11 protein-coding genes are annotated in these 12843 nt (G+C 63.2%); 2 read left to right on the top strand and 9 right to left on the bottom strand.

The features are described 5' to 3' along the window. Nucleotides 1-64: 64 nt before the first annotated feature. The 5 genes from J3485_RS22200 to J3485_RS22180 are packed head-to-tail and all read right to left on the bottom strand — an operon-like array spanning nucleotide 65 to nucleotide 4555. Nucleotides 65-835: an AraC family transcriptional regulator gene (locus tag J3485_RS22200; protein ID WP_206956468.1), complete on the bottom strand. Its 771-nt coding sequence runs from the start codon at nucleotides 833-835 to the stop codon at nucleotides 65-67. Between the two features lie 55 nt (nucleotides 836-890). After that, nucleotides 891-2165 carry an FAD-dependent oxidoreductase gene (locus J3485_RS22195; protein ID WP_206956467.1) on the bottom strand — a complete coding sequence of 425 codons (1275 nt, stop codon included), beginning with the start codon at nucleotides 2163-2165 and terminating at the stop codon, nucleotides 891-893. After that, the gene (locus tag J3485_RS22190) at nucleotides 2162-2452 is read right to left on the bottom strand and encodes a (2Fe-2S)-binding protein (RefSeq protein WP_374192458.1); all 291 of its coding nucleotides are present in this window, start codon (nucleotides 2450-2452) and stop codon (nucleotides 2162-2164) included. The genes J3485_RS22195 and J3485_RS22190 overlap by 4 nt, the downstream gene beginning before the upstream one ends. After that, nucleotides 2442-3572 (bottom strand): NAD(P)/FAD-dependent oxidoreductase, encoded by a 1131-nt coding sequence (locus J3485_RS22185; protein ID WP_206956466.1) that lies wholly within the window; start codon nucleotides 3570-3572, stop codon nucleotides 2442-2444. The genes J3485_RS22190 and J3485_RS22185 overlap by 11 nt, the downstream gene beginning before the upstream one ends. Beyond that, on the bottom strand, nucleotides 3569-4555 hold the full coding sequence (locus J3485_RS22180) for a 4-hydroxyproline epimerase (protein ID WP_206958292.1): 987 nt from the start codon (nucleotides 4553-4555) through the stop codon (nucleotides 3569-3571). Before J3485_RS22180 ends, J3485_RS22185 begins: the two co-directional genes overlap by 4 nt. A 191-nt stretch (nucleotides 4556-4746) precedes the next feature. On the opposite strand from J3485_RS22180, the gene J3485_RS22175 reads away from it, so the two are divergent. Beyond that, complete coding sequence (locus tag J3485_RS22175) at nucleotides 4747-5652, top strand: dihydrodipicolinate synthase family protein (protein ID WP_206956465.1); 906 nt, start codon at nucleotides 4747-4749, stop codon at nucleotides 5650-5652. 238 nt (nucleotides 5653-5890) lie between these two features. After that, nucleotides 5891-6859, top strand: coding sequence for a glycoside hydrolase family 25 domain-containing protein (locus tag J3485_RS22170; RefSeq protein ID WP_242538886.1), 969 nt, complete (start codon nucleotides 5891-5893; stop codon nucleotides 6857-6859). A gap of 11 nt (nucleotides 6860-6870) precedes the next feature. On the opposite strand, the gene J3485_RS22165 is transcribed toward J3485_RS22170, so the two are convergent. From J3485_RS22165 to wecB, 4 genes are all read right to left on the bottom strand, one after another. Continuing rightward, the gene (locus tag J3485_RS22165) at nucleotides 6871-7662 is read right to left on the bottom strand and encodes an alpha-amylase family protein (RefSeq protein ID WP_206956464.1); all 792 of its coding nucleotides are present in this window, start codon (nucleotides 7660-7662) and stop codon (nucleotides 6871-6873) included. A gap of 119 nt (nucleotides 7663-7781) precedes the next feature. Continuing rightward, nucleotides 7782-9473 (bottom strand): NfrA family protein, encoded by a 1692-nt coding sequence (locus tag J3485_RS22160; RefSeq protein WP_206956463.1) that lies wholly within the window; start codon nucleotides 9471-9473, stop codon nucleotides 7782-7784. Next, nucleotides 9470-11431: a glycosyl transferase family protein gene (locus J3485_RS22155; protein WP_206956462.1), complete on the bottom strand. Its 1962-nt coding sequence runs from the start codon at nucleotides 11429-11431 to the stop codon at nucleotides 9470-9472. Before J3485_RS22155 ends, J3485_RS22160 begins: the two co-directional genes overlap by 4 nt. A gap of 106 nt (nucleotides 11432-11537) precedes the next feature. Continuing rightward, the gene (wecB, locus tag J3485_RS22150; protein ID WP_206956461.1) at nucleotides 11538-12752 is read right to left on the bottom strand and encodes a non-hydrolyzing UDP-N-acetylglucosamine 2-epimerase; all 1215 of its coding nucleotides are present in this window, start codon (nucleotides 12750-12752) and stop codon (nucleotides 11538-11540) included. Nucleotides 12753-12843: the final 91 nt, after the last annotated feature.

Raw genomic sequence — 12843 nt, 5'->3', positions numbered from 1 at the left:
AATGGATCCGACGCCATTTGTCCGCACGCAACGCGTTCGTACTTCTTTCACGCGGTGCATGTTTTCAGCGCGAGGTCGCGCCATGCAACAGCATCCGGTACTCACTCGGCGTCACGCCGACGGTCGCCTTGAATTGGCGCGTGAAGGCGCTGTGATCCGTATAACCGCATAGCGCCGCCACGTCGGTCACCTTGTCGCTCGATGCAAGCAATGCCGTTGCCGCGTCGAGACGCGTTTTCAGCAACACCTGCCGCGGCGTCAGATGAAACACCTTATGGAAATACCTTTCTAGTTGAGCAACGGACATGCCTGCCATTTGCGCGAGATACGTCAAATTGAGCGGCTGCACATAATTCTCTTGAATGTACTGAACGACCTCGGCAAGTTTCGAATAGGCCGGATGCGTCCGCTCGTTGGCCTTCAGATCGCGCGATGCACCGGCGATACCGACGACCTGCCCCGCGCTGTTGCGCAGCGGCACTTTCGACGTCAAGCACCATCCCGGTTGGCGGCCCGGATACAAATGCAGTTCGAGTTGACCGATCATCGGTGCGCCGCCATTGACGATCGACTGGTCCTGTTCCATGTAAGCTGCGCCGAAACGCGACGGGAAAACCTCCTCCGTCGTCTTCCCGACGATTCCACGCTTGTCTTTGCAGCCGCAACGCGTCGCCAGCGTGCAATTGACGAGCACATAGCGTGCATCGCGATCCTTCACGAAGAAGACCAAGTCGGGTAGCGCATCGAGGACCGGCTCGAGCTGCGCGTAATACGGCAGCATATCGGCCAGCGTTTCGGCGGCGGGCATTTGCGGCAACGGAATCGTCGGAGGCATCGTCACTGGGCACGGAAAACAGCGCGGCATGGATGCGCCGCGCGAAGCGCCTCGATTATAGGCGAGCGCCGTCCGGGCGCTGCGCCTCCAACAACGCGCTGATCCGCGTCGGCACGAGCGGCGGCCGCGGCGTCGCCGCGTTCCAGCCGAAATACGTTTCCACGGCCGCACCGCAGATACGCCCTTGGCATGGACCCATGCCGCACCGTGTGTGCAGTTTCGCATCGCGCCACGTTGGATGCGCAGCAACCTCGCCGAATGCCACGTCCTCGCAGCGGCACAGAATCGTCTCGCTGCTGGGCCACGCACGTATCCGTGTGCCGAGTTCGAACGACCGCGCCACGCGTTGCGCGAAGCGGCGCCAACGATCGCGCTCGTGGATGAGCGCGACCGACACAGGCTGGCCGCTCGCAACAAGTCCCGCGATCTCGCCTTCGGCGCGCGCCAGCTCCATGCCGCCGATGCCGGTGCACTCCCCCGCGGCCCAGACACCGGGCACCGAGGTGAGCTGCGCACGGTCGACGGCAATTGCGCCCTGCTCGAGCGTACAACCGCTCATCTGCGCCAGCGAAACGTTCGGCACGAGACCATACCCGCACGCGATACGCTCGCATTCGAGCGTCACCTCGCGCTCGCCGCGGCGGATGACGGCCGCTTCGACTCGCCCGTCCCCGAGTGCCTGAGCAACGACACTGTCGGGCCAATAACGCGTATCGACGAAACCGCGCGTCAATCGAATCGCCTGCCACACCTTGGACGGTGTCGCGCCGAGCGCGAAACCGAACGGCAACAGCGCGCGCCACGGCGCCTGCTCGACGACGGCCACCACGCGAGCGCCGGCCGCGCGCGCCGTGGCCAGCGCCGCGACGAGCAAGGGCCCGCTGCCGGCCAGCACCACACGCTCGCCGCGCACCGGCGTCCCGCCTTTGATCAACGCTTGCAGCGCGCCGGCCCCTGTCACGCCCGGCAATGTCCACCCCGCAAACGGTAGCAATCGCTCGCGCGCACCTGTGGCAATGATGAGTTGTCCGAAAGAAATCGACAGTCCACCGCGCTCCGACGATTCGACGATCATCTCGCGCGAGCCTGCGAATGCCGACACTCTGCTGCCGCCAAAATGCGTAAAGTTAGGACTGCCAATCAATTCAGCAAGCAATTCATGCAACGCATAGGGCACCACGACTCCGGGACCTTGACGCCATATTTGCCCACCTGCCCGAGGATTGTCGTCGACCAGCGCGACGGCAAGCCCGCTTGCCGTGGCCGCACGCGCTGCGGCAAGCCCGGCCGGCCCCGCGCCGACGATGACGAGATCGAATGTCGCCTTCATGAAGCCATGCCTTCCGTGCGGATCGTCATGCCGCTGCGGCAAACCGTTTGACAGGCCAGCACATGCGCACGCTCGTCGATCGTCATGCGGCACTCCTGACACACGCCCATCGCGCACAACGCAGCGCGCGGCTGCCCGCTCACCGATACACGCGTGCCGCGAATGCCGTAGTGGCGCAGCACCGCGGCCGCGACCGTCGTATACGCCGGCACCCGAATCGGCGCGCCGTCGATCGTCACGATAACGTGCGTAGCTTCGCGATCGTCCATCGCCGTCTCATGCGCCATCGCTCGCCTCCGCGGCAAAACGGTCCACCCGATACGGCGCCGCATCGATCGCCGCCCGCGTCCCGGCGATCTGCGCGGCGAGCAGTTTCGCCGTCGCCAACGAGGTCGTCACGCCGAGCCCTTCGTGCCCCGCGGCCACCCATACGCCCGGCAGCGCATCGCCCGCCGGACCGATGATCGGCAGCCCATCCGGCGTCGCCGCCCGAAAGCCTGTCCATGCGCGAATCGCGTTCAGCGACGAAAACGCCGGCAAATAGCGCGCCGCGCGTTCGATCATACGCGCGAGCACCGGCCATTCCACGGCTGGATCGATCGTGTCGAATTGGCGCGACGAGCCGAGCAGCACTTGCCCGGTCGGTCTCGGCTGCGCGTTGAATGCCACCGACGCCCCTTGCGTTTGATGCGCACTCTTGATGTATCCGAGTTCGAGCACTTGATGATGAAGGTAGTCGGGATAGCGATCGGTAATCAGCAGATGGCCCTTCTTCGGCACGATCGGCAGCCACGGCACGAGCCGCTGAGCGAAGAGCCCATTGGCGACGACGATCAAGCCGCCGTGGACGACCTCGCCGTTGGCGAGCCGCGCTTCGCCGCTCGCCAGCTTGGTCACTTCGCAGCCGGAGCGAACCCGAATATTTCGGGCTCCTAACGAATGTTCGAGCAGCCACTGCGCGGTGCGCGGTGCATAAACGATGGCATCGTCGGGCACGAGCAACGCGCCCGCCATCGGTACCGCGAGCGCGGGCTCGCACTCGCGAAGCGTTGCGGCGTCGAGCAACTCCGCATCTACGTTTGCGCCGGCCAAAGCGTGCCGCAGCGCGCAGGCCGCGGCCCATTCCTCGGCATCGGCCGCGACCCACAGCGTGCCGCAGCGCGAGAACGCATCGGCACTGCGCAACGACGGTGCCAGCGCCAGCCAAAGTTCGCGCGAATAGCGCGACAACGCAAGTTCGGCAGGCGAATCGTTCATCACGACGATGTGCCCCATCCCAGCCGCCGTCGCGCCGCCGCCGATCCCGGCCGTGTCGAGCACTTCGACAGTCATGCCTTGCGCGGCCAGCTCAGCGGCGCAGGCCGCCCCGACGATACCGGCGCCGATGACGACGGCATCGGCGTTCATGCCGGGCGCGTGCTCGGAATGCCGACGGCGAACGGGTCGCTCTCCTCGAACAGCAGCTGGCCTTCGGCCATGATGTAGGCACGGCCCGTGATCGTCGGCACGATCGCAGGCGTGCCGGGCGGCAAGCCCTCGGCCGCATCGAGCAGCGCATACCGCCCTTCGAACACGCTGCCCACGATGCTTTGCTGGCGCCACACCGCACCGGGCGCGAGCTTGCCGTCGTCCGCGAGGCAAGCCAACTTGGCGCTCGTGCCCGTGCCGCACGGCGAGCGATCGTACGCATCGCCGGGACACAATACGAAATTGCGGCTATCGATCCCGTCCTCGTCGCCAGGCGTGAACAGTTCGATGTGATCGATGAGTGCACCGTCCGCCCCCGTCACGCCCTGCTCGATCAATGCCTCGCGAATCTCGTGCGTGAAGGCCGTCAGTTCGCCGATGCGAGACGGTTCGAGCATGCGGCCGTGATTGGAGACTAAAAAGAACCAATTGCCGCCCCATGCGACGTCGCCGGCAAGCCGGCCCGCGCCGGGTACGTCGACCACGACGTCGCGCCGATAGCGATAGGCCGGCACGTTGCGCACCGATACGCTGCCGTCGGCGTTCAGCGTCGCTTCGACGATGCCCACCGGCGTCTCGATGCGGTGGCGCCCGGGCGAGAGCCGGCCCATATAGGCCAGCGACGCGACGAGCCCGATCGTGCCGTGGCCGCACATGCCGAGATAGCCGACGTTGTTGAAGAAAATGACGCCCACGGCACAGCTCCGATCGTATGGCTCGCAAAGTAGCGCGCCAACGACGACGTCCGAGCCGCGCGGCTCCGTCACGACGCTCGCGCGCCAATCGTCGTGGCGCGTGCGCAAGATTTCGAGCCGCTCCGCGAGCGGGCCGCTCCCGAGGTCCGGGCCGCCCGCGATCACGAGACGCGTCGGCTCTCCGCCTGTATGGGAATCGATGATGTCGATGGTTTTCATGGGCCTAATGGTAGGAACACCGGGCCGCCGCGTCTTGGCGCCGGTGCGCGTCGAGCGTGCCGATTTCGGCATATTCTCCGCGCGGCGCGCGACTGTGCCGAAATCGTCATCGCGAATGCGCGAACGACGCAAGACGCCGCACGGGCTGCGTCCTACACTGCCCTCGCATTCTGCTTAACGACCGCTTCCGGAGAAACGAAATGGCACCAGTCTGGCAAGGCGTCATGCCCGCCGTCACGACGAAATTTCACGAAGATTTCAGCATAGACCGCGCTTGGACGAAGAAGAACATCGAAGCGCAAATCGACGCCGGCGTGGACGGCATCATCGTCTGCGGTTCGCTCGGCGAAGCGTCGACGCTCTCGCTCGACGAAAAGCTCGAAGTGCTCGACATCGGTGTCGAAGCCGCACGCGGCCGCGTGCCGGTGCTGCTGACGATCGCCGAAGACAGCACGCTCGAAGGCTGCCGCCAGGCCCAGCGCGGCGCGAAGCACGGCGCCGCCGGCTACATGGTTCTACCGGGCCTGCGCTATTTGTCCGACCGGCGCGAGACGATCAATCACTTCCGCATGGTCGCCAAGGCAAGCCCGCTGCCGATCATGGTCTACAACAATCCGCTGGCCTACGGCGTCGACATGACGCCCGACATGTTCAAGGAAATCGCCGACGAGCCGAAGATCGTCGCCGTCAAGGAGTCCTGCGGCGACGTACGACGCGTAACCGATCTAATCAACGCGGTAGGCGAGCGTTATGCGATCTTTTGCGGCGTCGATAACCTCGCCATGGAAGCGATGCTGATGGGCGCGCATGGCTGGGTCGCCGGTCTCGTCTGTGCGTTTCCGCACGAAACGGTCGCAATCTATCGCTTATTGCAAGCCGGGCGCATCGAAGAAGCGCGCACGATCTACCGTTGGTTCGCACCGCTGCTCGCGCTCGACGTATCGTCCAAGCTCGTGCAAAACATCAAGCTCGCCGAAGCGATCGTCGGCCTCGGCACCGAACCGGTACGTCCGCCGCGGCTGCCGCTCGCCGGCGAGGAACGCAATGCCGTCGAGCAATTAATTAGGAATACTATCGAATCTCGGCCGCCATTGCCGACGCTCTGAATCCCCCACCGGAAGCGGCTTTCAACGCCGCTTCCCTACGCCTGATCGGCGCGTTCCAACCGCCAAACTCTCGCTTCCAAACGCCGCGCTCGCCGCCAATCTCAAGCGGCAAATAGTTGCCAATACAACTATTTTATCAACCTGTTCCTCACACGAATAAACGGTTATCGTCGGATAATAGTGTTTTATTTCCGTGTAACATCGCGCTTCTTTCAACCCACTAGGAGGAAGAGACGTGATGTTCAGAGGATTAAAAACCTTCTCCAAACTAGCCACTTCCGCGCTGCTTAGCTGCGCACTGTACCTGCCCTTCGCACAAACCGCGCACGCGCAGGTCGAAACCCCGAAAGCGCCCATCTACGGCGTAACGCTCGACGATCTGAGCAAGTTCAACCAGATCATCGCTTCTTTACAAAATCTGCCCTACCGTCCGACCGTCCGGGTAGTGTTCGATCCGGGCACGTCGGCAGCGGATTACTACCCCTACATCGTCAAGCTCCATCAGTACGCGTACGTGATGGGCGAGATCTACGATTCGTATTACTTCCCGACGACTTTGTCGACGTACACCGCGCGGACGCAAGAACTCGTCTCGACACTCGGTTCGAACGTCGACGTTTGGGAGATCGCGAACGAGATCAACGGCGAATGGCTGCGCCCTAACGAAAATGGCCCCACTGCCACGGCCACGACGCAAGAGCAGCAAATCGGCCAGATGGTCCAATCGGCTTACAACATCGTGAAGGGCGCGGGCGGCAAGGTGGCCGTCACGATGTACTACAACCAAGATCCGTCCGGCAACAACTGCTGGGAGTTGCCGATCGACAACTGGCGCACGTGGCCGACGCAGTTCTTGCCGTCGACCGTGCGTGAAGGTGCCGATTACGCCCTGTTCAGCTACTACCCCTACAAGGATTGCCCGGATCTCAATCCGTCGTGGAAGAGCGACTTCTCGACGCTCGAGAGCTTGTTCCCGAACGCGAAGGTCGGTTTCGGCGAGATCGGGACGTCGGACACGTCCGCGCCTTGGTCGGTGCAATCGAACCTGATCAGCACGTACTATCCGATGGTGGATAGCCTGAACGATCCGAAGTTCATCGGCGGCTTCTTCTGGTGGTATTACGCTGAAGAAATGCTTCCGTACTCGACGAGCAAGTACTTCACGCTCCTTCGCAGCACCGTCCTCAACCTGAAAGCGCCGGCTTAATCAGCGGCGTTTCAAGAGCCGGCCCCGTGTCGCGCCGCGGCATGGGGCGCCAGCGCTTTGGCGAGGTCGTTCGATACGTAGTGCGGCCCGTCGAACAGGTAGATGGAGTACCCGTGATATGCCGCGAGTTGCGCGCGCAACTCATCGGCGGTCGCGGCGCGAAAGCCGCCGTGCTCGCTCGGGCGAAACGCTTCGGCGATGACGCGCACGCGATCGTGGCCGAGCCGCGCCGAGAGTGTGTCGAGATACGCGCGCGCAACCGATGGGCCACGCGCGTAGACGCCGCAGCCGTCTTGAAAGAAAACGCCGACGTCGGCGGGCAGCCAGGTTGCAAGCCAATCGGCGAGCGCCTTGCCGCCGACGTTCGAGCGATCGTAGACGGAAATCCATAAAGGGCGCGGCAGCGGCTGCAACAACGCAGCCAGCTTGGGCGCATCGGTCCAAGTCGGATCGACTTCGGCCGGGAAGTAGTAACCGGTTACATGCAAGGGCAACGACACGCGCGCGACTTGCGTCGACTCGCGCACCAACTTTTCGATATTGGCGCGAGCGCGCTTTTCATCGCTATACCCTGCCAAACCGAGCAAGACGTCGTGCGCCCACGGCTCTCGGCCGATGCGTGCCCAGTCGGGCATATTCGCCGCGTTCGGCAGCCCGGTGTTCGGTACGAACGCCGTATCGTCGACGACGATCCATTGAACCAGCAATTGCCGCACGCCGAGCAGATGCCAATCGCCGACGGGATTGGCGGTGGCGTTGTCGACCTGCCAGACGATGCCTTGCGCTTGGCTATCGCGCGGCATATTCGTGCATGCCGTCAACGCGACGGAAAGACCATATCCGATCGTTAGGATTGCTAATCGAATCCGCCTTTTCGATCGACATCGCTCGGTCCGTACCATGCCCCCTCCGATACGACATGTCAGTACCACAGCGTGAGCTGGGCGGCAACGCCGCGCGCGCGCGCAGCCGACGTCAGCGGGAAGCGGTACTGCACGGTCAAGTCGGCCCAACTGGCCGGGGCGCTGTAACGGCTCTCGCGGAACCAGAAGCGAAACTGAAGACCGGGGCCGACGCCGATCGCCGTTTGGTTCACCTCGCGGCTGTCGTGATCGTACACGAGCGCGACGTGCGGATAGACGGTCAAGTGATCGCTGATTGCGGGAATCGCCCACGTATGCCCGTAACGGAACTGCGAGTAAAGCACGTAGCGGCCTTGTTGCACGAAGTAATCGGCCTCGGCATAAACCTGCCAACTACGCCAGCTCGGCTCGGTCACGCGCATATCGGTGCCGGCTTCCGAAGAAAACCCGATACGCGCCAACCAATCGTTCACCGACTGGTTGCCCAAGCGCACGAGTCGTTCGGCGCTCAGCACCAGATTCTGATCGACGAGCGGTTTGTAGCGCGCGCCGATCGATCCTTGCAGCGTCGGCAGGCCCGTCACGTTGCCCGATCCATCGTAGGCCGTGCCGTAGCCACGCACGAAGAACTGCAGAATGCGCCCGTTCCGATAGCCGATCGTCGGTGGCTGCCAATACGCCTCGATGCCCGGCTGCAACACGTTGACCGTGCCTTGATACGAAAACGCGGACACCTGATACGGCAAGCTGACGACGAAACCCCACGTGCGATCGAGCTCCTCGACCTCGCGGCGATAGCCGAAACGGCGTTGATCGTCGAACGCATGTTCGTTGTCGTCGGCATCGAGACTCGCCTCGAAGAGTTTCACGGCCTCGTCGTTGTCGCCAAGTCGTTTGGCCGCATAGCCGGCGTCGGCATAGTTGCCGGCCTTGCCGCCGCCGAGGGCGAACCCTTGTTGAAACGCCGCCAGCGCATCCTCGTCCTTGTTTTCGCGCAACAGGTCATACGCCTTTTGCAGCGTCTTCTGCGCTTGCTCGTCGCGCGGATCGGGCTCGCTCTGCTGCGCGTAACCGATCAATGCCGCCGCACTCTTCTTGTCGTCGTCGGAGCTCGCATTCGCCTGCGCGAGCTGCGCCGCTTCGAGCGCGCCCTTGCGGTCGCCGTTGCGCAGGCGCAATTGGGCGACGCGAAGTTGAACCGCCACATCCGGATCGTTTTCGATCGGCGTCAACGCCTTTTCGGCCTGATCGGGCTCATGCGCCATCAATGCGCTGTCCGCCCAAGCGAGCCGTAGATTGCGCTGCTGAGTGTCGTCCCACGTGCCTTTTTCGAGTGCGGCCGAAAACTCGGTCACCGCTTCGTCGTAACGCTGCTGCTTCTGCTCGAGGAAGCCGTGTTGCGCAAGCACGTTGCCGTCGTCGGGATACCGCTTGAGCAGCGCATCGGCTTCACGGTTGGCCTCTTCGATCTTTCCCTCGCGCAAATAGACGTCGAGCAACAATAGACTCAACTGCAAGCTCGACGGCTGCACCTTCAATGCACGTGCCGCATAATCCTCGGCCTGCGGCAGATCGCCGGAGGCGATCGCCTTGTATGCGGCATCGGCAAGCCGGTATGCACGCGGCGTCAATTTCCCCGGTTGCGCCCAAGCCAAATTCACATGGAGCGCGAGCGCGGCAAATGCCGCGAGCCCCCCCGTGCGAACGATCGCCGGCAGGCGCCTCGTTCGCGTCGATCTTGCGCGTTTCATCTGCATTCCCCCGGTTGAACCGACGGCGCCGCGCGGCGCGCGTGCAGTCCGGCGGCGTCTATGCCGCGATCGAGATCCGAGCGCCGCACATGACGCGCGAGTTCCGTCGCGATTTCCGCATCGCATGCCACGAAGTACGACACGTTGCAGCCCGCCGCACGCTTGACGGTCTCTCGCTCGTCTTCCGTGAGTGGGCTGCCGACGGCGACGTTCAAGGTCCCATCGTCACCCGTCGAAAACGGCACGGCTCGATAGGCCTGTTGCAATTCGAGCGCGAACGCGGCCTTGAAATGTCCCGCCGCCACGTTGGCCAGGCTCACGCGCGGCAGTTCGGCTTGCTCGGATAGCGCATCGGCAAGCGTCTCGCCGCTGAGCGCATCGCCTTCGAGCAGCAACTCGCCGAGCAGTTTTCCGCATTCGGCCTGGCGCGCGAGGCACGCCTCGATTTGCGCAACCGTCACGACGCCCCACTCGACGAGAATCTCGCCGAGCTTGCGCCGCTCCTTGCCGAGCTGATCGTTCGATAGGTAGGTGTGGCTCGTCTTGTCCCAAGCGATCGGCTTTCCCGTGACGAGGTGATTGACGAAGATGCGCCACGCGCGGCAGACCGCTAGAAAATTGATGAGGTTGTTGACGAACAAGCGCGGCAGCGACAGCGCGCCTTGCAATGCGCCGTTCAGCTTCGCGACGAAGTAGAACCGCTCGCTGAGCCGCAGCGCGAGCAGCACGCTGTTGATCGTCAGGAGCGGCGCGAGCGATCCGCTCACGAGCCCCTCGCCCGCGACGCCCTGCGGTGCCACGCCCAGCGCGCGCAGCAGCGCGACCGACAAGTAGTTGATCAGCACGGCGTAGGCGACGATCGACATGATCGACGTGACCATCCCCTTTCGATCGCGAAAGAACATATAGCGGTCGCGCCAACTGCCCTTCCATCCGAGCTGCTGCCAGCCCTGAAACGAAATCCCGAGAATCCAGCGCGTGCGTTGCCGATAAGCCGTGCGCAGCGTGCTCGGAAAATACTCGCGCGTCGCCAGCAGGTTGCGCGCCGTGGCGATGCGCCGACGATGCCGGCGCACCTGCTCGCGCACGACGTCGGCAATCGGGAAGCGAGCGAACATCTCCTTCATGCCGAGTTCGCGCAGCCGGAAGCTGAAGTCGTAATCCTCCGTCAGGGTGGAGGTATTGAACGGCTTGCCGCCGCGCTCGACCGATACCGCTTCGATTGCGCGGCGGCTATAGCACGAGGCCACGCCGGCGCCGGGCACGATGCCGGTCAGCAATTGACGCGAGGGAATATCCTTCTGGTGCGTTTCGCTGAAGTCGTCCATGTACGTGCCGGCCACGAATTCATTCCACTTGCGCGGCAGCGACAAGACCGGCAACTGCACGAGATCGAAGTCCGAGATCGCGTAGTTGAAATACTTGAGCTCGATCGGGTGGATCACGTCCTCGCAGTCATGCATGACTACGCCGGCGAACTGAATGTGATGCGTCGTTTCGTAGCGGCGAATGGCGGCGATGATCCAGTTCAGGCAATCGGCCTTGCAAGTCGGCCCGTCGTTCAGTACGGTCGCGCGCACGACACGGCCCGGATGGCGTCGCACCATCCGCTCGACTTCGGACGTCGTTTCCGCGTCGTTGTGATACGTGCCTGCGAAAATGAGGTAGTGCTCGTACTCCATCGTCGCCAGCGTGTTGTCGATCATCTTCGCGATGACGTCGTATTCCTTCCACGCCGGCACCATGATCGCCAAGTACTGTTCATCGAGGTCGCGCAGCGCCGCGACGTCGACGCTCGCGCTCGATTCGCCGCGCAGCATGCGTCTAATTTCGAACAGCCAGTAATATCCGTCGAGAAATAGGTCGTCGATCGTGCTGATGAAAATGATGAGCGCCGTCGTCATGGCGACGGCGTTCAATCCGCTCAGATAAGAACCCCATATCGATATGTCGTGCATTTTCGAGCAGCCGTTTTTTGATCGCCGCGCTTGCATCGTGCGGCGAATGCCGGCCGACGACCGTGCGTCGTCCCACACTGACTGCGCCGTCGGACCCGGCCACCGCTCAAGCCGAGCGCAATGCCTGCAGCCCCGAAGCGATCGCGTTGTGCAACGGCATCGGATGTGCCGCCGCATAGCTCGTCGACGAGAACGTCGCGGGAACGGTCAGCAGCGTATCGACGATCCGCTCGCTCGCATGGCCATCGCCGTACGGATTGTTCGCATGCGCCATCGCCGCGTATTGACTGCGGTCGTCGAGCAGGTTGCCCACTTCGGCGACGATCCGTTCCGTATGAGTACCGACGAGCCTAGCGGTACCGGCGCGCACGGCTTCCGGCCGCTCCGTCGTCTCGCGTGTGACGAGAACAGGCTTGCCGAGCGCAGGCGCTTCCTCTTGGATGCCACCTGAATCCGTGATGATCAAATACGCCTTCGACATCAGATAGACGAATGGTAAGTAGTCCTGAGGATCGATCAGATGCACGTTCGGCTGGTTGCTCAGTATCGCGTTGACAGGCTTGCGAACGTTCGGATTGAGATGGACCGGATAGACGAGCTGCACGTCGTCGTGCTTCACCGCGATTTGACGCAGTGCTTCGCAGAAGTGCATGAACGGTTCGCCGAAACTTTCACGCCGATGCCCGGTGACGAGAATCAGACGGCGCGAGGCATCGAGAAACGGATAGCGCGCGGCGATCGAAGCCGCGAGCGCTTCATCGTGGTCGAGCTTGAGCTTGACTTGCAGCAGCGCGTCGATCACCGTGTTGCCGGTCAAGCTCACTTGCGACGCTGGCGCGCCTTCGCTGAAGAGATTGTGTTTCGCCTGCTCGGTCGGCGCGAACAACCATGACGAAACGGCGTCGGTGACACGCCGGTTCAACTCTTCGGGCCACGGCGACCAAACATTGCCCGTGCGCAAGCCCGCCTCCACATGACCGACCGGGACGTAGCGATAGAACGCCGCCAAACTTGCCGCGAGCGTCGTCGTCGTGTCGCCGTGCACGAGCACCGCATCGGGCTGCCAATCGTCGTAGACGGCGCCGATCGTCTGCAAGATGCCCGAAGTCAGATCGGTCAGCGTCTGCCCCTCGCGCATCAGATCGAGATCGTAATCGGGCACGATCTCGAACAGGTCCAGGACCTGATCCAGCATTTGACGGTGTTGTGCGGTCACGCACACCTTCGCGTCGATGCCATCCTCATCGGCCAGCGCCTTCACGAGCGGCGCCATCTTGATCGCCTCGGGCCGCGTACCGAATACCGTTAAAACCTTCTTCATTTTCTTCCCCGCTGATTTCGCGAACGCCGTTTCTCATGGTCCACCGAGCGCTCTTGCGCCTGCCTGCCGCTCGAACGCTCGGCACTGGACC

It is taken from the genome of Trinickia acidisoli, assembly GCF_017315725.1.
Classification (GTDB): domain Bacteria; phylum Pseudomonadota; class Gammaproteobacteria; order Burkholderiales; family Burkholderiaceae; genus Trinickia; species Trinickia acidisoli.
The sequence above is the reverse complement of the archived record's forward strand: the minus strand, read 5'-3'. Positions and strand labels throughout refer to the sequence as shown.

Coding starts and splice junctions, on each gene's coding strand:
- J3485_RS22200 (WP_206956468.1), bottom strand. CDS start 835: ATGCCTCCGACGATTCCGTTGCCGCAAATGCCCGCCGCCGAAACGCTG.
- J3485_RS22195 (WP_206956467.1), bottom strand. CDS start 2,165: ATGAAGGCGACATTCGATCTCGTCATCGTCGGCGCGGGGCCGGCCGGG.
- J3485_RS22190 (WP_374192458.1), bottom strand. CDS start 2,452: ATGGCGCATGAGACGGCGATGGACGATCGCGAAGCTACGCACGTTATC.
- J3485_RS22185 (WP_206956466.1), bottom strand. CDS start 3,572: ATGAACGCCGATGCCGTCGTCATCGGCGCCGGTATCGTCGGGGCGGCC.
- J3485_RS22175 (WP_206956465.1), top strand. CDS start 4,747: ATGGCACCAGTCTGGCAAGGCGTCATGCCCGCCGTCACGACGAAATTT.
- J3485_RS22170 (WP_242538886.1), top strand. CDS start 5,891: ATGTTCAGAGGATTAAAAACCTTCTCCAAACTAGCCACTTCCGCGCTG.
- J3485_RS22165 (WP_206956464.1), bottom strand. CDS start 7,662: ATGCCGCGCGATAGCCAAGCGCAAGGCATCGTCTGGCAGGTCGACAAC.
- J3485_RS22160 (WP_206956463.1), bottom strand. CDS start 9,473: ATGAAACGCGCAAGATCGACGCGAACGAGGCGCCTGCCGGCGATCGTT.
- J3485_RS22155 (WP_206956462.1), bottom strand. CDS start 11,431: ATGCACGACATATCGATATGGGGTTCTTATCTGAGCGGATTGAACGCC.
- wecB (WP_206956461.1), bottom strand. CDS start 12,752: ATGAAGAAGGTTTTAACGGTATTCGGTACGCGGCCCGAGGCGATCAAG.